Consider the following 20,700-nt stretch of genomic DNA (forward strand, 5'->3'; position numbering starts at 1 on the left):
CTACGCAACGCTTCAGAGACGCACTACAAGCAGCAAGACTAGTTGTGCGACGTTCGGAGAAGAAACGCTTCTCCGAACCGCTGAATCATAAAGGTAGTTGGCGGTTGGCGAGTTTGACCATTCGCTGTAATAGAAAGCTGAAAATCAGCTTTTTTTGAAATTAATATTTAAAATGAAATGATGTTTTAAAAATGTGAGCGAGTTATGCGTTTATAGAAAAGTATCACTGTAAACTATAGATATATCATCGAGCATAACCCTGAGTTTGCATTACAAAGGTTTTAAGAGAATTTCGGTATGAGTGAAACGATTACTTTGCGTCCGTTGCCAGGCACACTGGACGAAACAAAAGTGGTGAACCATCTAACCACGGTAGTAGAAGCGATTAAGCGCAATATTCCTAAAATTGGTGAGCGTAATCCAAAAATTGGTACGTCAGAGCATCAATGGGATTACTGTGACCAGTTTGATTGGGTATCGTCTTTTTGGACTGGAGAGTTATGGCTCTGCTACCAAATGACGGCTGATCAGCAGTTTAAAAACAGTGCCAAGTTGCGCAAACAATATTTTGCCGACATGCTGCTTGACCCATTCTGGTTAGATCACGACTTAGGTTTCCAATACAGCTTAAGCTGCGTGGCCGATTACAAATTGACGGGCGATGAAGAGTCAAAAATGATGGCAATTCGCGCCGCTGATCACCTTATCCATCGTTTCAGAAAGATTGGTGGTTATATCGTTGCGTGGAATGACACGCATCCTCTTGGCCCTGAAATTACGCAAGGCAAATCGATCATCGATTCTCTGCAAAATACGGCGTTACTATTTTGGGCGTCAAAAGTGACAGGTTCTCCTGTTTATGCGCAAGCCGCAACTCGACACAGCGAGACGCTAGCGAAGCATATTGTGCGTGAGGATTACTCAACGTATCACTCATTTAACTTCCATCCAGTCACTCAGGAGCCGATCAAAGGTGAGACGTTCCAAGGTTACGCGGATGATTCCTGTTGGGCTCGCGGACAGTCATGGGCAATCCACGGTTTCGCTCAAACTTATCTGTACACTCAAGACGAGAAATTCCTAACGCTGGCGAAGAAGCTAGCTCGCTACGCTGTAGAGCAAATCACAGACGATGGCGTTCCTGTTTGGGATTACTCGCTACCAAGTGACGAAATTCAGTATAAAGATAGTTCAGCAGGCGCGATTACTGCTGCGGGCTTACTGTTGATTTCGCAGTGTATTCAAGATCCAGAAGAAGCGAAGCAGTACCGTGATTGGGGTAACTTCCTGTTGCAAGGTCTGATGAACAGCTGTGATTTAACGGGCGATGAATCTGCGCTTGGCTTGCTTGCGCATGGCGCTTCGTTTGTCAAAGTTGGTCTGTGCGACAACATGTTGCCGTACGGTGATTACTATTATCTAGAAGCTTTGATGCGCGCAAACGGTTATCAGAAGTTCTTCTGGTAAGCACACTCGAATATCCATTCAGGGGGATGAAAGCCCCCTGTCTCTCCCAACTTTTTGGAGCCTATCATGACCCAAGTTGCCTCTCGTAAAGGTCATATGACCCTGCCTGTCGAAGAAGGGCAGGAAGAAGTAGTACTGGATTTATATCAGCGTTGGCAAGCGGATGCACTTCGCGACAGCGATGGTACAACCATGCCAGATTCATTAGCTGAGCAAGACAGCGACATCTATTCAGTGATGTGCCTTGTTCGTGCTGATCAGGAATACGCGAACCAACATCCAGAGTATTTACATCGTAAATATCTGATGTCGTTCCCTGTGACGGCGATGAGTGATCGCGTTGAGATTTACCCACTCAATGGTTACAGCAAAGACAAATATGAACTGGATGATGACAGTGAGCCGAAGCTTTGGTGGGAAGTTAGAAACCGTACCTTGAACGAAGTGATTCCGGCTGACAAGTGGGAATTTGATGCGGAACATCAACGTATTGAAATCTTTGATGCGATCCCTTATCACGAGTACACCATTACCTTTATGGCGCGCCAGGTTTGGGACAGCGTTTCTATGTACAACGCGCTGACTAACGATTGGAAAGGTCCTCGTATTAAGAGTCTTGACCCATACCATCCGGAATGTCGTGCACATTTGTTAAACCATTTTGCACACTGGTTAGAAACGCATCCAAATACCACAGTAGTTCGATTCACCACCTTTGCGTTTTTGTTTGTTATCGATACGGGTGAAAAGAACCAAGACATTTACCGCGATTGGACGGGCTATGGCGAAACCGTGAGCCCACGAGCGCTGGAAGATTTTGAAAAGCGTTTTGGCTACAAGTTGTCTCCAGAAGATTTTGTTGATGCCGGTTACTACAACGGTACCTATAAAGTGCCTTCTAAGCAGTACCAAGATTGGATGACCTTTGTCCAGGAATTCGTTGTGGAGTTTGCCGCAGAGCTGGTCAACATGGCTCATCAAGCAGGCAAAAAGACCGCAATGTTCCAGGGTGACCACTGGATTGGCACAGAACCGTTCCTTGAGAGCTACCAAAAGATTGGCATCGATATCAATGTCGGCGCGGTAGAAGATGGCGTAGCCCTGCGTCGTTTAACGGATTCAGGCGGTGATCAGATTCGTGAAGCGCGTTTTTATCCTTACTTCTTCCCGGATGTATTCCGCGAGGGGAATGATCCTGTGGTTGAATCTATGTCTAACTGGACCAAGATTCGCCGTGCGATGTTGCAAAAACCGTTGGACCGTATTGGCTATGGTGGCTACTTGTCACTCGCGAACCAGTTCCCGCACTTTATTGACCATGTGACGGAAATCTCAAGTCAGTTCGGTGACTACCTTGAGTTCACACAACGCAGTGAATCGAAGAAAGTAGCAGGAAAAGTTGCCGTGTTAAGCGCATGGGGCGCGGCACGTAGCTGGCTGCAAAACCAGGCTCGAGACCAGCGTTTCTACGTTCCGCCTCGCCCTGATGTGATGGAACTGGTAGGTAACAACATCCTTGAGTGTCTGTCTGGTTTGCCGTTTGACGTTGAGTTCATCAGCTTTGATGACATTGCAGAAAAAGGCATCGATCCGGAGATCAAAGTTATCATCAACACGGGTGATGCGAACTCTGCATGGAGTGGTGGTGAGTGTTGGAACGATCCAAAAGTCATCGTTGCACTGCGTCAGTTTGTTGCTGAAGGCGGTGGCTTACTGGGTGTGTCTGAGCCTTCTGCATGGCAGAAAAATGGCCGTTACTTCCAGCTTGGCGATGTATTTGGTTTAGAGAAAGAAACCTCCCTGACGATGGGACGCGTCGCGATGCCACTGCAAATCGCGGAAAACCATTACTTAAGTCAGTTCATTAAGGGTGACGAAGACTTCGGTAACCCAAGCTATGTGTACCCACAAGCGGATGACTTGACGGTATTGGCAGCACAGGGACAACATTTGGCGTTAACCGCGCGCGGATACGGTGCTGGTCGAGCTGTGTATCTGGGTAACTTGCCATTCAGTATGGAAAACGCGCGTTTGCTACAACACATTCTGTTGTGGCTGACCCAGCAGGAAGCGGTTTCTCACGCATGGTTGTCTAACAACCCGTACGTCGATGTTGCTTTTTATCCTGAGACCAACAAAGCCGCGGCCGTGAACTTCACGGATCAAGCTCAGCAGGTCACGGTATTCAATACACAAGGTGAACCACAACAATTGGCATTACAGCCATATGAGTGGAGTTGGTTCGATAACTAATCAAGTCAAAGAAGGTGTGAGAGCACCTTCTTTTTTTATTTTCTGACAGTGAACAAGGTTGACTGTTGCATCCCCCTTTCTGGCTGAATTAAGGAGTTATTCGCATCGTGTATTCACAACATTTGATGCAGATCCGACATAAGGTGTCACACACAATTGTTGAACAGCAATTGTCTCTTCAAACACAACAAGTCTGGCAACGGCAAGTAGCGCAGTGGCAAGCCACTTTTTCTCCCCATTCAGGTTGGCCCGATCTCCAGTTGGCAGACGCCGTACAGGATGGACAAATCATCCATGCTTATTTACAGCGTGTGCTGGTTCTCGCTTGCCAATTTAAACGTCAGCGCTGTTTAAACGCGCATACTATTGCTGAACAGGCCTTGGCGTATTGGTATCAAATAAATCCAACTAACTGGAACTGGTGGTGGAACCAAATCGGTAAGCAACGACTGATGGGGCCAATCGCTCTGTTGCTCAGTGAAGAGCTTAGTGAAACGTTAATCAAGCAGTTGATAGAAGATCTGCCCAATAACGCGTCAATGACAGGCGCTAATCGAGTCGATCTTGCCAATGGAATAGCCTATCGTGGGTTGTTAGAAAGGGATGAATCACTTTTTGCAAAGGCGATGGAAGCGATAGCAGAAACGATTGCCATCACTCAGGAAGAGGGCATACAGGCTGATTTCTCCTATCAACAGCACGGTCCGCAATTACAAAATGGTGGCTATGGTGAATCGTTTATCAATGTTGCGCTTCCCTGGGCTTATGTTTGCGCGCAGACTCGATTCCGTTTTTCATCACAGCAACAACGTTTGTTATTGACTTACTATCTCCAAGGCTCGGTATGGATGACTCGGACCGGGCGCTGGGACTACAACGCTTGTGGCCGGGCTATCGCCAAACCTGATTTGGAAAAACCGCATTGTCGAACCATGCTGACAACTCAAGCGAAGATGTTGTTGGCTTTGTTCCCTGATTATCGCCTTCAGTTGCAAAGATATCTCGAACACCTTCAGGGGCATGACTACCCTTTTTCTGGGTTTAAACACTTCTGGCGTTCTGATTACGCGGTTATGGCTAATAATAAATACGCCGTGTCTGTGAAAGCCAATTCTTGTCGAATCACGCCGATTGAAACTGGTAATCAGGAAAATCTGACGGGTTTTTGGTTGGGTTTTGGCAGTATGAATATTGGGGTGACGGGTAACGAGTACCACGATATTTATCCTTATTGGGATTGGGCTAAGATTCCGGGTGTGACGTGTCCACAAATTGTAATGCCAGCCCACGAATGGGGAAGAATAGAACAACAAACCGACTGGACGGGCGGCGTCAGCAATCGCCGTTGGGGGATCACTAGTTTCGAGCTGGATGTGATGCAAACCCAGGGGCTAAAATCGTGGTTCTTTTGTGAGGGCGCGATTATCGCTCTTGGTGCGGGGATAAGTTCGACGCACCCTGAACCGGTAATGACCACGATTAACCAGTGCCACTATGATTTCCCAGCGTGTGTAATTGATGCATACCATAATGGGGAGTCTACGCTGGTTAAAGCCAAAAGTTGGTTGCATCATGCAAATGTGGGTTACGTTCTAGGTAATGTGAATGCTCACTTACATAGTCACATACAACAAGGCAGTTGGCAGCGAATTAATGCCCACTTGAGTGCAGACAAAGTGAGTGGCAGGGTGTTTAAATTGTCAATTGACCATGGTGTTCAACCTAAAAATGCCTGTTATGAATATACGCTGTTGCCTGGGTCTTCATTAGCAGAGACGAAACGTTATGCCGCTCAACCTTATGTTAAGGTATTGGAGAATACGCCTGCGCTTCAGGCGGTGGTTTATCAAGGCCATATTGGTTGTGTTTTTCGTCATCCGGGCCGTATTGAAATACCTGAGTCTGATACGCAAGAAGGTGTCACTTTAGAGGTCGATAAGCCGTGTTTATTGCTTTGTGAGGAAACACAGACAGGCTTTCAGTTTGCCGTATCAACGCCCGGAAGAGGTGATAGAGTCAACTTAGATCTTCACTCTAAAGGGGAGCGTCATCGATTTTTTGTCGAGACTTCCGACAAGCTTGAGCGACTCGGAGAGAGTGTTCGTTTTGACCTACACTTGCATTAGTTTTCTTTAACTTGAGCTGGTGGCTACGCTTTGAGTCTTGCACCTGGACTTCAATTGGATATAAGCCACCGCTAAAGCGGGGTCTGGAGCATGGATTTAAGCCGAAGGCCCCATCACGTATATTAAGGCTATGCGACTAGAAAGAGTTTGAATTGCATGGTCATCATCTCGGAACATTGCTATGCGCTATAGTTTGTTAGCCTCGACCTTAATATTGTCGGGCTGTGTTGTTACCCCTAACTCGACAAATATTCAAGCTGACACCAACTGGTACGTTAATCAGTTACCGAATGGTTTGAAATATCATATTTACCCGACACAAGACCAAGAGATCTCTGTGCGTATGGTGATGAACATTGGTTCGTTCCAAGAGCAAACAAGCCAAAAAGGTTATGCACATTTTGTTGAGCACATGGCATTTAATGGCAGTACGCACTTTTCTGGTAATGAGGCGATAAGATTATTCGAGCAGTCCGGAGGGAGTTTTGGCGCGGACATCAATGCTTTCACGACCTATCAGCAGACAGGATACAAACTGGAGCTCGCAAACCCAAGTCAATTGCAAGACGCACTAATCTGGATGCGCGATATTGGCGACGGGCTGACCTTTTCACCAACCCAAGTGGAAAAAGAAAAAGGCGTGATCTTAGGTGAGTGGCGTCGTGCGAACCCGGATGATAAGCCTTTTGCTTTAAATGCGTATCAAGCTTCGGTGGAGGGGACACTTTATGGCGAGCATGATCCTATTGGTACTCGAGATTCGATAGAAAAGGCGACGCCAGTTACGCTGAAAAGCTTTTATCAACAGTGGTACCAACCGCAGTACGCCGAGCTTATCGTGACCGGCAATGTTAATGTCGACGCTCTTGCGGAAGACATTAACAAGACCTTTTCCAGCTGGAAAAGCACGTCAGATGTGGTGATTAAAAAACGCCGCGATATTCGCGTTAACATCAATAATGAAATCCTGCCAAGTAACTCCATTGAGTCACCCAGCCTGCATCTTGTTGTTGAACGAGGCGCGATAGGACGCCAAACCGTCGAACAACAGCATCAAGAATGGCTGGATGAAGTCGCTGGACAATTGATCCAGCAGAGACTGATCACGGATCTCAATGATGCTGCCGTTCCTTTCCAGTATGCGTACGCTCAACCTTACTATTCTAACTACCACCGGATGATGTCTGCCGGTATTGCGTTTGCGCCAGAGCGCCGCGAAAAAATGCACCGCCTGTTTATCAGCACGCTAACTTCGCTTCGGAGTTATGGCGTCACCCAAGCAGAATTAGACAGTGTTATGGCTAACTGGCAAGGTGAACTCACCAATCTGGATTCGGACTGGAGCAAGCGTAAACCTAATAGCTACGCTGATGCGCGTGTATTCCAGTTAGAGCAAAACAGCGTCAGCCAGTCCAAATCAAGTTATGCTCATAGTCTGGCAACGTTTCTCGACAACGCCACGTTAGCCAGTGTGAATGCTCACATTACAGAGCTGTTATCTTTGCCGCCGAGCTTTTCTATCGGGATGAGCAAAAACGAAACGCGCACGCAGTTTCCCGATGTATTCTCATCTCTAAATACGGCTTATTTCCAACCCGGAGAAAAACCATTGTCGATGGAAGCGAGAGCGGGTGGTTTCCTTCAGCCAGTTAAGGAAGGCAGCATTATCAGTGCTCGCAAAGAGGCGGGAGGGTTTGAGGTATACACACTCTCTAATGGCGTAGATGTATGGTTTCAAAAAGACGAAAAAGCGGGTGGGCGCGCTTACATTTACTTTGCAAGCCAAGGCGGAAAAGCGGCAGTAGATAAGCCGCTTTACCCAGCTTACGAGATCGCCACCATGGCAGCGGTAAGAAGCGGGCTCGGGGACTTTTCAGGTTCGGAGTTAGACAGTTACTTGCGTAGCAACAATACATCTATTGTTCCGATGTTAGATACCACCAGTCACGGCGTAAAAGTCACCACGCAAAAAGCACAGTTGGAAAGTGCATTGAATGCAATTTATAACCTGAGCACAGAAATTAAGGTCGATGAGCGCCAATTGACAGCGGTAAAGCAAGAATTTAAACAGCAGCGTCGCGCGTTTTTTGAATCACCAATGGGAAAGCTGGTTCAGGAAGCCAATCAAAATGCTTATCTGCCGGAAAGTCGCCATCGTATTTTGGATAGCGATGGTGTCGAGAGCGTTACCGCAGAACAGATACTGGCGGTACACAAGCGTTTGTTTAAGTTCAATAACGGCTACAAAATGGTGGTGGTTGCGGACATAGAACCAGAGCAACTTGAACCTCTGTTGACCAAGTTTGTTGCTTCTATTGAAATGACACCTGGTGAGCCTATTGATTACCACGTGGCTTTGAATCCGCAGGCATCTGGTCGCTCTGTAATGACGGATGGTCATGAGCCGTCTTCACTTTATTTACAGCGTTTGACCAACGCCAATGATGTTACCCAAAGCGCGCGGGACACGATGGTTGTCGACATTTTACAGCGCATCAGTGCTGGACGCGTAATGGCTCAATTACGTGAAGATCTGAGTCTGGATTACAGTCCGAGTATTTACCCGATGATACAGGATCGTGAGCAAGTCTCGGATTGGATCTTTGAATCGCAAGTCGACCCAAAAGATGTGGCGGTCATGGACAGTCAGTTAAATAAAATTTTTGATGATCTGGCGAAAAACATTAACCAGAAAGAGGTCGATATCGCAGCGAAACAATTGGTGGTCGCCATGCAAGGAATGGAGGACAGACCTAGCCAGCGAGCATGGGCATATGGTCGTTATCTGGTGCATAATTATGGGCTGGATCTGTTGCTGAATGTGGAACAAACGGCTAAAAGCATCACTTTGGAAGAGGTTAAGTCGCGTGCGCGATCAGTATTTGGACCGAAAGCAAAACGCACAACGATCATTCTTAATCCGATTAAGAAGTAGCACAATCGTCACTTAGCCCAAGTGAGAAGATGGACATTTTACTTTGGCTATTCAGTGGTTACTGGTGGTTTTTACTGAGCTGATATTCCTTCACCAAAGCAAGTTTGTCGCGGTAGGAGTCCATAAGTTCTTGCTTTGATTTCCCTTCATTTTGGTAGAACAGTGCACCTTGTTCGCGGAGGAAATCAAAATGATCGTTTACCATCTCAACAACCGTATTAACGCGCTTTAGCGTCGTTGCAGTACAACTTTTCCCATCAATATCATCTTCGATATCCAAAACATGCGAGCGGAACATCTCAACAATGAATAAGTCCTCTAAGGCTTTTTCATTCTGAAGGGCGGTTTGGTATTTGGTCACTTGCGCTTCTTTGTGGTTTAAAACGGCTGAACTGGCGTGGTTAAGACGTAGCCACTTGCATTGCTCTAGTAAGACGCTAAGTGCTTCATGTTTCACGTTTTTGAACAGGGTTAATGATTCTTGGTGAGAATAACCTTGCTGCTCAAGCCAGCCCGAAAGGAATCGAGTTTCAAAGCGCTCACAAAACTGAAAGATAGGCGCATTAAGGCCGTCACTGTTGAGCTCCGTTAGCGGGTCGAAGGGGTACATGTACCCGAAGTCGAACAGCCAGAGCTTATGATCGTCATCTACGAGCAGATTGCCACTGCACAAGTCCCACTCGAATAGGCCAATTTTTTCACACGCAGATAAGGTTGAGAATAGCTGGTAAAGCAATGAGGAAGATACATCGCTGATGGGTTTCCCTTCTATCCACTCAGAAAGAATGATGCCTAAGCGATAATCAGCGTACACCGTCGGCACGATGCATTCGAAGTCCACGGAGGTGTGCGTAGAATCTTTCTGCTTTTGCAAATCAGAACGACGCTGCACTTCATTCAGGAACGACAACTGTCCATTAAGATTTTGTACCTTGGCTTCAGGGCGCTTCTTTTTCAGAGTGTAGTCTTTTCCGCCAAACCGAACCCGAAATACTTCAGCCGTTAATCCACTTTGAAAAGCTTCCACCACATAAGGAGAAGCCTCCGTCGTCCGAGCCAATTGTCCCGGAGATATCGGACAATCGTCAATATTGCCAACGATGAGATTCTCTCCGCTCTTTTCAAATTGCATCTGCTGCTTTTGACGTTTGTCCATGTGAATGCCCACCTTCCTATTGATTCTGATTATTTTATCAAGAATGCCAGTTTGTAAATCCTCCTTACTTCATAAATTACGAGGCTGAGTTTTGAGGAGCAGACATACAAATATTCATAGATGTTTCAGCGTAGCCGTATCAGAAACATCCAGAAAAAATTGACGAAGTGAAAATGGCGGGCGTTGCTTGAATAGCGATGAGTTAGTCTAATCTCTGTCGGTAACGTTCCCATCATTTTAAATAAAATTGAGATAGAAAATTGTTTCGTGTCTACTTTTTGGTCTTGTTTTGTTTATAAATTATCTTTTGTCATAGTAACTTGATTTTTATGCAAATAGTTTAATTTGCGTAGGAAAGCGTGAGGTATTTTCTGTGTAGATTAATTGTAACCGGATACAAGTCAGTTCCCGTAAGGTTTGGCTAGGATATTACATTCATAGATAAACGCGTTTTGGCGTAAAGCTATTGTCAGAGTTTATAGGTTTAACCTTGTTGTTCTTGAATTGTAATATTTCATTGCTATGATTTTTCACGTGGACAGCAAAGGCTTATCCACGATCAGTTTGTCATCTATCCTTTTGTAAGATGCTTGACTGAAAAGGCAAAACCTCTGAAAGGGGGTGACGCAAAGTCTCCGATCTAACGGATATTTCCTATGATAGCGGGACCGCCAGTTTTGTATGCCGACTAATTAAATTTATTCGTCTCGCAAACCCAAATTTTGCTTTGATGTTCTCGTTCACGGACATATCCAGTCGCTCTTAACGGTGATTTGGAAGTGAAGGGTTGAGTTTTACCTGTTTTAGGGAACGTTACCAAATATTTTAGTGTTTTGAGGATATTTAGAATGGATTTTGAAGTTGTTAGTTCGTGACATTGCTGAAGGTTAACCACTTTGGAAAATTGAATATTTGATATTTTTATTAACAGGTAAGTAAAATGCGTTCAACAAAAATTAAAGCGGGAGTGCCAATATTAGGCATGATAATCGGCTCAGCTGCGGTGAGCCCGGCGAGTTTTGCAGCTCAGCTTCAACCAGGTCCTGAGCCTACAGTACACACTCAAGAAGCTTACTCTCCTGATAGTAACTTTACGGCTAAGTGGACTAGAGCTGACGCGCGCCAACTTAAGCGCTTGTCTGACCCTATGGCGGGATCGCGTGAAAACTCAATGCCACAAGAGTATACCATGCCGAGTGTTCCACAGGACTTTCCGGACATGTCTAACGACCAGGTATGGGTGTGGGATTCATGGCCATTAACTGATGCAGATGCGAACCAATACAGTATTAATGGTCAGGAAGTCATTTTTTCGCTTGTTGCGGATCGAAGCCTAGGTTTTGATGAACGCCACCAGTTTGCGAAGATCGGCTATTTCTATCGCCCTGCGGGCATCCCAGCGGAAGAGCGTCCGGAAAATGGTGGATGGACCTATGGTGGTCTTGTTTTTGATGAAGGGGTAACCGGGGAAATCTTTGAAGACCAATCATACAGTCATCAAACACAATGGTCTGGTTCTGCACGAGTTTTTCCAGGTGGCGAGGTCAAACTTTTCTTTACTGATGTTGCGTTTTATCGCGACTCAGAAGGCAATGATGTGAAGCCATATGATCCACGTATTGCGCTCAGTGTCGGTAAGATACACGCGAATAAAAATGGCGTGAAGTTCACTGGATTCGATACAGTGATTAATCTTCTGGAAGCTGACGGTACTTACTATCAAACTGCTGAACAGAACCCTTACTTTAACTTCCGTGACCCGTTCACCTTTGAAGATCCTGCTCACCCAGGTGAAACCTTTATGGTGTTTGAGGGGAACTCTGCAATGGAAAGGGGCTCGGCAAAATGTACCGCAGAAGATCTCGGATACCAAGTGGGTGACCCTTACGCAGAAACTGTGCGAGAAGTGAATGCTTCGGGTGCGACTTTCCAAATTGGTAACGTTGGTTTAGCACGAGCGACGAATGAAGACCTTACTGAGTGGGAATTTTTACCACCTATCCTGTCGGCTAACTGTGTTACTGACCAGACCGAACGTCCTCAAATCTATCAGAAAGATGGTAAATACTACCTGTTCACTATTAGCCACAGCACGACGTTTGCCAATGGTATCACAGGCCCAGAAGGCGTTTATGGCTTTGTTGGTGATGGTATCCGCAGTGATTACCAACCAATGAACCAAGGCTCTGGTTTAGTGCTTGGTAACCCAACTAACCTGAACTTCTACCCAGGCACACCTTTCGATCCGGACTACAACCAACCTGCAGGTCACTTCCAGTCTTACTCACACTATGTGATGCCTGGCGGTTTGGTTCAATCATTCATAGATACAGTCGGCTTTAAAGAAGGCTTCCGACGTGGTGGCACGTTGGCACCAACAGTCAAAGTCCTGATTGATGGGGACTCATCAGAGGTTGATTACACTTACGGAACGAATGGATTAGGTGGCTGGGCTGATATCCCTTCAAATGTGAACGTGAATCCGAGCGGTGTTATCCGAAAACCGCTTAAGTAGAATTCACTGATTTCTGTATTGCATAAATTTAGAGGGGCGGGCTTTCCGCCCCTCTATGATCATTAGTAGGGTTATGCGCTTTAAACTAAATTCATTCTTGGGCGTAAAGCCTGTCAGGACTACTTTCACACTCTGTACGCTGTTAGCATCTGGTGTTGTGAGCTGTTTACCACCATTTGTTGAGCAGACCTCTTCAGAATTGTCTCCCTTTACTCGTCCACTTAAATGGTCACCCTATCGGCCTGCAATACATCTTACTCCCAACCGACACTGGATGAACGATCCTCAGCGTCCATTGCGCATCAATGGTGTTTGGCATTACTACTATCTGTATAACGCTGACTACCCGAATGGCAATGGCACAGAGTGGTACCATATGACATCAACCGATCTTGTCCACTGGCAGGAGCAGGGGATTGCCATCCACAAATACAAAAACGGCCTTGGGGATATTCAGACTGGCAGCGCCGTCGTGGATACCAATAATACGGCGGGTTTTGGTAAAGACGCAGTGATTGCAATAGTCACTCAACAGCATGAGGGGGTTCAGCGACAGTCGCTCTTTGTCTCGACGGATGGTGGTTACCACTTTGAAGAGTATAAAGGCAACCCCATCATGGATAATCCTGGAGCGGAACATTGGCGAGATCCAAAAGTCATCTGGGATGAGGAGAATAGTCAATGGCTAATGGCGCTCGCGGAAGGACACAAAATCGGCTTCTATACTTCTCCTGATCTTAAACACTGGACGTATCAATCTGATTTCCAGCGTGACGATCTGGGTCTTTTGGAGTGCCCTGATCTGTTTCAGCTCTCGCTTGATGGTGATCCTAATAATACTCGCTGGGTACTGGCCTCCGGAGCGAACGGCTTTAAAACAGGAAAAACCACAGGCACCGTTTACTGGGTTGGTGATTGGGATGGAAAACGTTTTACACCAGAAAGCAATGTACCCAAGTGGCTTGATTCTGGAGCTGACTTTTATGCGACGGTATCGTGGGCTAATACAGACCAGGAAACGAAACAAAGTCTTGACTCTCGGTATGCAATCGGTTGGCTAAATAATTGGGCTTACGCAACAAAATTGCCTATAAAGGAATGGCATGGCGCAGCGAGTTCTATCGTACGTCAAATACAACTCAGAACGGTCGATGGAGAGCCTGTGCTTTTATCCACGCCTATTGAGGCCATTTCTGAGTTGGAAGGGAATGCCTATACTCGCTCGGCCGTCGAAGTCTCTGAATCAACAAAAACAGTCTTACCTAAACCGAACTCGGATGCGTATCGAATCAATGTTGATATTGACGCGGATTCTGATGCTAGCGAGCTTCAATTTCGCCTTATGGGAAAGGAGGGTCAATACGCCATCGTTGGATATAACTTTGCAGATAAAACGGTGTTTATCAGACGTGATCATGATGCAATAGCAAGCTTGATGCCTAATGTATATAGTGAGGAACGTAAGGCGGTCGTTAGTGCCAACAACGGTAGTCTGAAGCTAGATATTATTGTTGATACGTTCTCTATAGAAGTATTTGTTAACGATGGTCAGATCTCGCTTTCTAATCTTTATTTTGTTGGTCAGTCAAATAATGATATTTCAGTTTTCTCAGTTGAGGGAAACAGCGTACTGAATAATTTAAAGCTTACGCCTTTAAAAGTGGCTCCAGTTAAACGCGATAATAGTGATGAATAATTTCAGTAGATATCACTTTTGTAGCACGAGTAATAATGCGGATTGACATGTTTCGATATTCATCATCAATTATTTTTCAAAATATTATTCTGTAATAGATGTTATTTTTACAGATTAATAGAACTTAATATTTCGTCGCTCTGTGTCAACTCGTCCACTTTAATGGCGGAGATTTTTTTGTCCTTGAATATTGGCCAGATGAGAAAGTCGTTGAGTCAAGATATTTTTCATTTGTTGAAGATTAAAATTAGTTAAATCAACATATTATATTCATTGGATGGCAGCGTTATGATCAAATGATGTGGAGAAGAACCACCTCCCTGTAAAACTTGTTCAGATAGAGTCTTGTCAATCAAAATGGAACTAAGTAAATCTGGATGAGTAATCTAAATATGCGTTTTAAACGATCGTTTTTATTTTTTATTTAATATTACATCTAATAACTTGATCTTTGTTCAGATAATTACCTAGTTAAATACTTATCTTTGCTGAATTTATGATGAATTGATCATTATCGGCAGTGGGAGTTTCCAGCCTGAATAGACACTTTTTCTATTTTAAAAAATGGTAATAATTTAATTATTTCAATAGCTTGTAATTCATATCCTTCACGGTAGATACTCATGATTTCACAAACCATAAAAATACGTTTAAAACGCTCAAAAATAATACGATTGTCGTGCCGGAAGTCGTAAGGCTTCACATTTTATTTACCTAAAATGAGTAGTGTGTTAATAATTTTTCCTAATTCTCAGGGGCTGTATGTACTGCGTTTTAAATAAAGAGATTTAGTTCGTAATCATTAGGAAATAAATGCGGGCGAACTATAAAAATATAAATCTAGATATAGGGAAATTTATGAGTAGTCGCTTTAAGCGCAGCAAAGTTGCTGTGCATTGTTTAGCGTTATTAGGTGCAAGCATGTCACTTTGTACACAAGCCGAAACGGAATTGGCTGCAGTCCAAGGTGGGGCAAAAGGGGTTGAGTTTACCCTTATTACTGGCGACAAAGTTAGTGCTGTTGTGAGTAATACCGGTGAACTCGGCGGTATTCGTATGCTGAATAAAGATGGTGTGGAAATTGTTACTTCTGTGTTCAAACGCGGTAACGATACCTACTTGGTACCAGCAAAGGCACAGCCTTTTGTTGATTCACGCGCTATTGATTTAGAGTTGTTTAATATCAATAAGTTATATCAGTCAAATTATGATGATGCGAGCACAGACAATCTCCCTGTCATTATCGAATACACCGATGGTTTACTCGCAGGCGCTGCAACTCCGACTGTGATTGAGGGCACTTCACTAACGGGTGAAATTGAATTAATTGACAGCGCAGCATTTGGTATCGCAAAAGATAAAGCCGCTGAAGTGTGGGAAAGCCTGACACAAGACGGACGTATTGAAGGGGTCTGGCTTGACGCAGTGATCCACGGTCATAAGCAATCTGTTGGCACTACGTTGACTCCGACCGTGCCTTTAACAGGCGCGTTAGGTCCGTCAGCCGTTACGTTTAATGGTGAAGGCGTCACAGTGGCGGTATTGGATACAGGCTACGATGTTGAACACCGTGATTTACAGGGGCAGGTGATTGGCTCACAAGACTTTTCATTTTCTTCAAACGGCGTTGATGATTTAAATGGCCACGGTACCCACACGGCTTCGACTATTGCGGGTACGGGGGCTGAATCGAATGGCTACTGGGAAGGCATGGCGCCTGGCGCAGACCTTTTAGTCGGTAAAGTGCTGAACAACAGTGGCGGCGGCAGTACCTACGGTATTATTAATGGCATGATCTGGGCGGTCGAAAATGGCGCGGACATTGTCAATATGTCACTGGGTGGTTCAGCAACTGCCTGTGAAGGCCCAATGGTTGATGTGGTTGAAGCATTTAGGGATCAAGCCCTGTTTGTTATCTCTGCCGGTAACAGCTTCACCCGTGAAACAGTGGGTTCACCGGGTTGTGCGCCAAGTGCCTTAACGGTGGCTGCGCTGGATCGTGAAAACAAGACGGCCGCGTTCTCTTCACGTGGTCCGTCACCCGATGGACACTCTGCGAAACCAGATATCGGCTCACAGGGTGTCGATGTAGTGGCAGCGGCGTCGGGTGGTGTGGGTTTCAATGCATACCGCTCTTTGTCGGGAACATCAATGTCAGCACCTCATGTTGCAGGTGGTGCAGCGATTGTATTACAGGCGCGTCCTGAGCTTTCCCCGGTACAATTGAAACGTGTTCTGACTTCTTCAGTATTTGACAATGACGCCCATGTGTTAGAGCAAGGTGCAGGCCCAATGGATGTAAACCGCGCCATTACTCAACCCGTTATTGCCGCGCCAAACGTTGAGTTGGGCCGCTTCGTTGATGTGGCGTCAGCTGTCAGTGTAGACGCATATGTGACTCTGACTAACATTAGCGACAATGACGTGAGCTATAAGCTGAGCATGGATCTGATTGGCGAAGATGGTAAAACGCAATTGCCAGCGACTCTGGCCGGTTTAGGGGTTAAATCAGTGACGGTGCCTGCGAATGGTTCAGTGGATGTGCCTGTGTGGATTGAACCACAAGTGGCGCTACGAGATGGCGCGTATGGCACCATTACCGGACGCATTAAAGGCGTGAGTACTGGTCAATCTGATGATCAAATTACCGTGCCGGTATCGTTCATGATCCAACCGCCGGAAGTAGATTTGACGATGTATGCCTACGACAATCGTGGCAAGCCTGCAAACTATTTCTCTAAAGCTTATATCATCAATGAAGAAGATGATTGGGGTCAAGCCGTTAACTTTAACAATGGTCAAGCCAGTGTTAGCCTGCCGAAAGGTAACTACAGCGTTATTTCACACATTGTAACTTACGATAATGACTCTGATTTTGGTGGTCTACCTGAGTCAGCGGCGCAGATGGCATACCTTGACCACAAAGTCACGTCAGATACCGTACTGACGTTCGATGCTGGTATGGCAGAGAAAGTGGAGTTTAAAGCGGACAAGCCAATCGATACTCAGGGTTTCTCCTTTGGTTTCACTTACGCGTTGGATGACAACAAAGTCGCCAAGCTCGCGGCGATTGATTTGATGCCAGACTATGTGGAACACATGTATTTGTGGTCACAAGGTTACGACAGCCGTTTCCGTTCATTCGTTTCCACTCATGCGACCGCGCCTGAAACTGTGTTGAGTATGGAAAATGGCCAGAAATTACATGCTGTTGCACAAGGTCTTGCCGTTGGTTTTGATGGTGAGGGCACTGCAGAAGTAGTACCGGTTGGTGAAGGCGGTTATAACACTGATTGGAGCCAATTTGATTTAGAAGGTAAAATTGCGCTGATCCAGAACTCTTACAGTATTACATCTTATATGGTGAGAGGCGCGCTGGATAAAGGTGCGATAGGTGTGGTTTTCTATCGCCCGGGCACAAATGGTCGTTTTAAAACAGCCTTTACCGGTATTCCGACGAAGCCCATTGTGGGTTTAAGTGCCGAAGAAGGTGAAATGCTATTTGCTGAAATCCAGCAAGGTCGCAACAAGATAAGCTGGTCGGGTACTGCGGTTGACAAAACGCCTTATACTTATCAGTTACATCACATCACCGATGGTCACAACAAAGGTGGCTTAATTCGCGTGCATGATAAAGACTTGTATCACATCAGTGCTGCATATCACGCCCAAGGTACAGAGCAACCTGTGTTCCGTGACATGATGGCACAAACCAATAGTACTGGTGAGTTCTACTCAACGGGTAGCCCACAATTGTTAATTGCACCGGTTGTACGTGACGAATACTACACAGCAACTAGCAAAAACACCTGGACCAACATTGTCATGCCAGGCAGCCGTATTCAATCGGATGGCGCGTACTTCGACGGTCCACGAATTATGTCTGCTGGTGAGAAAGAAGAGACAACCTGGCTGAAAGGACCGAAAAGTGCGAGTTTGAATACTAGCGATTATGCTGTTGGTTACCGTGATACCAATGTGATCAGCTGGAACTTCCCGCAGTTCGGGGATGCGTCTGGTCACGATGCGATTGCAGGTCAAAATGGCCGTTCAGCGTATGGTTTATGGGTGAATGGTGAGAGTACTTACTTGGATGCTGGTTCTTTAACCGTGCCTGTTGAAAGTGCTGAAGTTCGCCTAGAGTTACGAAACTATAACCGCGGTGTGGCGGAGCGTTCTCCGATCGGCGACAAGCTGGGTTCATTCTATCAGGGTATTTTTACCTTTATGACTGATCAGAGCATTCAGGGAGCACAGCCTATTTTGGTTCCGCAACTTGATGTGCCAGTGGATATTCACAACAGCCATCCAGCGGGCGAGCCTGCGAAGATTGTGCTATCGGGTGAAATGGACAGCATTGATAATGTCAGCCTGTCAGAAGTAACTCTGCAGTACGCTTACGGTCAAGAATGTGTGGTGAGCTACGTATCTGCCTACTCATACTGCCCGGTTAGCGACAAACTGAATGAATCTGACTGGGTCAACGCAGAAGTGGCTCATGAAGATGGTCAGTGGGTCGCGACTGTGCCAAATGACGCTAAAGCCGGTGAATTTGTTCATTTACGTGTCGTGATGAGCGACGAAGGCTCTAGCTCAGCGCAAGTAACAACCTTGCGTGCTTACCAGCTAAAATAGTGCTTATTGAGAAGACCAACTGCTTTCTACTTTGACACAGTATGGTCTTCAATAAAGCAGCAAAAAGCTCCGCAAGGAGCTTTTTGTTTTTTGCCATTAAATAATGACTTTCCTACGTTACTTTCTGCCAGGTAGAGGCAGTCCTGATTAAACTGGCAGTGACTTAGAATAGCGATGGAAGAAGGTGAATCGTTGATCTACTTTGTTCCAATTAACCTGAATAGAGTAAAACGAACTTAGTCTTGCGGGGTTTGCTTCGCATTGAGCTCAGCATAAGTATGCAGAAGATCTGTCAGTGTTTTAACCCATACAAAGACATCCGTCGGGGTGTTTTCAAGCAGTTTTTCTACTTGCTCACAATGCGTTTCCAAAGTGATGGCTTCTTCCAAACGAAATGAGATAGCATAGAAATGCCATAGGATCAGCCGCGTCATTCTCTCGCTGTTTTGCTTCGCATTTTCTGAGTCATCAAAAGCTTGTTGAACTTCACTCAGCGCAATAGCCGTCATACGCAGCATCGCATCAAGGCGGGCAGACAACATGCGGTCTTCACTATCCACTTCTTCTTGATCAAAAGTAAACAGCTCATTCATCACGTCTTCTGGCACCATTTTGCTGATCATGCGAGCACTAAACTCTTCCAGCTCATGACGAGGCATGGTTACAAGGCAATCGAAGGTGTAATCACGAAGCATAAAATTTCTCTAGTTTGGTCATCAGTTTCTGTTGGTGCATTCTAAGTGCTGAGATTTCGATTACCACTGTTTATTTTCGTTTACGAGTGACTTTTATTGTGAGAAAAACACGCAGAAGTGTACAAATTTAGAGCAAAGCGCACCATTAAAGTGCTTTTAGTAGCAATGAATTCGCTCTAGGTAAGTCTTTTCTTTTACTCTGTTTTGATACTCGAGTGGGGTAACATTCACCAACTTCTTAAACTCTCGCAGGAAGTGGGGTTGGTCGCTGAAACCTAAATCTGTTGCTAGGTTAGAAAACGTGAGGTTGTTGCTGTGATTGATATCGTAAACGGCTGATTGGCAACGAATTGCGCGGCTAAATCCTTTCGGTGACAAGCCGATATCATTCTTGAACATTCGCTGCAAAGTTCTACTGGTGTATCCCGAAAACCGCTCTAATTCCTGAACTTGAATGTTCCCTTTATGCTGACAAATTTTGGCTACGATCTGTCGTGTTACGTTAGCCGAGTTTCGCTGGATGTTACTGTTGAGAAACTGGCTTACAGCCTCTACTTGTTTCGAAAAATCTTTTGCTTCTAAAACGTAATCAATGAGTTGTGCAGAGTGTGGCATAACGTCTTGTAAACAATATTCTTTATTGGTGAGTTCACCTGCTGAAGCATGTAAAAAGTCTGGCATTACACCTGGGTTAAACCTTACACCGAAATAGCGGTGGCCACGTTCAAACTTGACCGATGATGCCTCTAACCTTGTGCCGTAGGCCAAAGCGCCGGATGTATCGGCATCACAATCAAAGACGATATCAATACAGCCATCCGGAATCGCAGTCGTCGGGGCTTCCGAACTCCCAGCTTTAAAACTGTAGAAGTGTGATACTTCGGGGTTGTCGGAGGACAGCCGGGTAAGAAACTGCTCTGAGCTCAAGACAAACCAAGGCTGTTTTGAGTGAATTCCCGAAATATTGAACATCATTGATGAAGCCACCATTCACTTTTCCTCACTGATCAGCGATAAGCCGCCAAAGTAAGCAAGTAGAGCAAGTAAGGTGCCATATTTGTACGAGAAGCCCCGTGTTTCCCAATGTCGCAAAAATTCAATACGCCGGAAAAATTGCCTAATAGTATCGAAAGTAATGGCTCAGTACGGAAGTGGCCGGCACTTAAATCACGGACTTCCGGAGCGCATTGATTAGGTATGCATGAAGCATTAAATAACAAAC

Annotated in this window: 10 protein-coding genes and 1 riboswitch; of the genes, 7 read left to right on the forward strand and 3 right to left on the reverse strand. The window is 45.5% G+C overall.

Features of this window, described 5'->3' with window-relative positions:
• The first annotated feature begins 297 nt into the window (after positions 1-297).
• The 4 genes from RXX31_RS11680 to RXX31_RS11695 all read left to right on the forward strand — a co-directional run bounded on the left by RXX31_RS11680 (position 298) and on the right by RXX31_RS11695 (position 8,781).
• Positions 298-1,467 (forward strand): glycoside hydrolase family 88 protein, encoded by a 1,170-nt coding sequence (locus RXX31_RS11680; protein WP_065303149.1) that lies wholly within the window; start codon positions 298-300, stop codon positions 1,465-1,467.
• A 66-nt stretch (positions 1,468-1,533) separates the two neighbouring features.
• Positions 1,534-3,720: a 1,3-beta-galactosyl-N-acetylhexosamine phosphorylase gene (gene gnpA, locus RXX31_RS11685; RefSeq protein ID WP_317589528.1), complete on the forward strand. Its 2,187-nt coding sequence runs from the start codon at positions 1,534-1,536 to the stop codon at positions 3,718-3,720.
• A gap of 107 nt (positions 3,721-3,827) precedes the next feature.
• Entirely contained in the window at positions 3,828-5,846 is a 2,019-nt protein-coding gene (locus RXX31_RS11690) for a polysaccharide lyase 8 family protein (RefSeq protein WP_317589529.1), read from the forward strand.
• Positions 5,847-6,027: 181 nt separating this feature from the next.
• Entirely contained in the window at positions 6,028-8,781 is a 2,754-nt protein-coding gene (locus tag RXX31_RS11695) for a M16 family metallopeptidase (protein ID WP_317589530.1), read from the forward strand.
• A 58-nt stretch (positions 8,782-8,839) separates the two neighbouring features.
• Here RXX31_RS11695 and RXX31_RS11700 read toward each other — a convergent pair whose 3' ends face one another.
• Entirely contained in the window at positions 8,840-9,937 is a 1,098-nt protein-coding gene (locus tag RXX31_RS11700; RefSeq protein ID WP_317589531.1) for an AarF/UbiB family protein, read from the reverse strand.
• A gap of 591 nt (positions 9,938-10,528) precedes the next feature.
• Positions 10,529-10,613: riboswitch (cyclic di-GMP riboswitch) on the forward strand.
• 264 nt (positions 10,614-10,877) lie between these two features.
• On the opposite strand from RXX31_RS11700, the gene RXX31_RS11705 reads away from it, so the two are divergent.
• From RXX31_RS11705 to RXX31_RS11715, 3 genes are all read left to right on the forward strand, one after another.
• The gene (locus RXX31_RS11705) at positions 10,878-12,452 is read left to right on the forward strand and encodes a glycoside hydrolase family 68 protein (RefSeq protein WP_317589532.1); all 1,575 of its coding nucleotides are present in this window, start codon (positions 10,878-10,880) and stop codon (positions 12,450-12,452) included.
• A gap of 73 nt (positions 12,453-12,525) precedes the next feature.
• Positions 12,526-14,148 carry a glycoside hydrolase family 32 protein gene (locus RXX31_RS11710; RefSeq protein WP_317589533.1) on the forward strand — a complete coding sequence of 541 codons (1,623 nt, stop codon included), beginning with the start codon at positions 12,526-12,528 and terminating at the stop codon, positions 14,146-14,148.
• An 858-nt stretch (positions 14,149-15,006) separates the two neighbouring features.
• Complete coding sequence (locus tag RXX31_RS11715; RefSeq protein ID WP_317589535.1) at positions 15,007-18,783, forward strand: S8 family serine peptidase; 3,777 nt, start codon at positions 15,007-15,009, stop codon at positions 18,781-18,783.
• 236 nt (positions 18,784-19,019) lie between these two features.
• Here RXX31_RS11715 and RXX31_RS11720 read toward each other — a convergent pair whose 3' ends face one another.
• Both RXX31_RS11720 and RXX31_RS11725 read right to left on the reverse strand, forming a co-directional pair.
• Complete coding sequence (locus RXX31_RS11720; RefSeq protein WP_317589536.1) at positions 19,020-19,478, reverse strand: exoribonuclease R; 459 nt, start codon at positions 19,476-19,478, stop codon at positions 19,020-19,022.
• Positions 19,479-19,634: 156 nt separating this feature from the next.
• Entirely contained in the window at positions 19,635-20,468 is an 834-nt protein-coding gene (locus RXX31_RS11725) for an AraC family transcriptional regulator (RefSeq protein WP_317589537.1), read from the reverse strand.
• Positions 20,469-20,700: the final 232 nt, after the last annotated feature.

Source organism: Vibrio sp. EA2, from assembly GCF_033042495.1.
Taxonomy (GTDB): Bacteria; Pseudomonadota; Gammaproteobacteria; order Enterobacterales; family Vibrionaceae; genus Vibrio.

What these genes read in the sequence shown, in the direction of transcription:
- RXX31_RS11700 (WP_317589531.1), bottom strand. Translation starts at nt 9,937, where the DNA reads ATGGACAAACGTCAAAAGCAGCAGATGCAATTTGAAAAGAGCGGAGAG.
- RXX31_RS11705 (WP_317589532.1), top strand. Translation starts at nt 10,878, where the DNA reads ATGCGTTCAACAAAAATTAAAGCGGGAGTGCCAATATTAGGCATGATA.
- gnpA (WP_317589528.1), top strand. Translation starts at nt 1,534, where the DNA reads ATGACCCAAGTTGCCTCTCGTAAAGGTCATATGACCCTGCCTGTCGAA.
- RXX31_RS11725 (WP_317589537.1), bottom strand. Translation starts at nt 20,468, where the DNA reads ATGGTGGCTTCATCAATGATGTTCAATATTTCGGGAATTCACTCAAAA.
- RXX31_RS11680 (WP_065303149.1), top strand. Translation starts at nt 298, where the DNA reads ATGAGTGAAACGATTACTTTGCGTCCGTTGCCAGGCACACTGGACGAA.
- RXX31_RS11695 (WP_317589530.1), top strand. Translation starts at nt 6,028, where the DNA reads ATGCGCTATAGTTTGTTAGCCTCGACCTTAATATTGTCGGGCTGTGTT.
- RXX31_RS11720 (WP_317589536.1), bottom strand. Translation starts at nt 19,478, where the DNA reads ATGCTTCGTGATTACACCTTCGATTGCCTTGTAACCATGCCTCGTCAT.
- RXX31_RS11710 (WP_317589533.1), top strand. Translation starts at nt 12,526, where the DNA reads ATGCGCTTTAAACTAAATTCATTCTTGGGCGTAAAGCCTGTCAGGACT.
- RXX31_RS11715 (WP_317589535.1), top strand. Translation starts at nt 15,007, where the DNA reads ATGAGTAGTCGCTTTAAGCGCAGCAAAGTTGCTGTGCATTGTTTAGCG.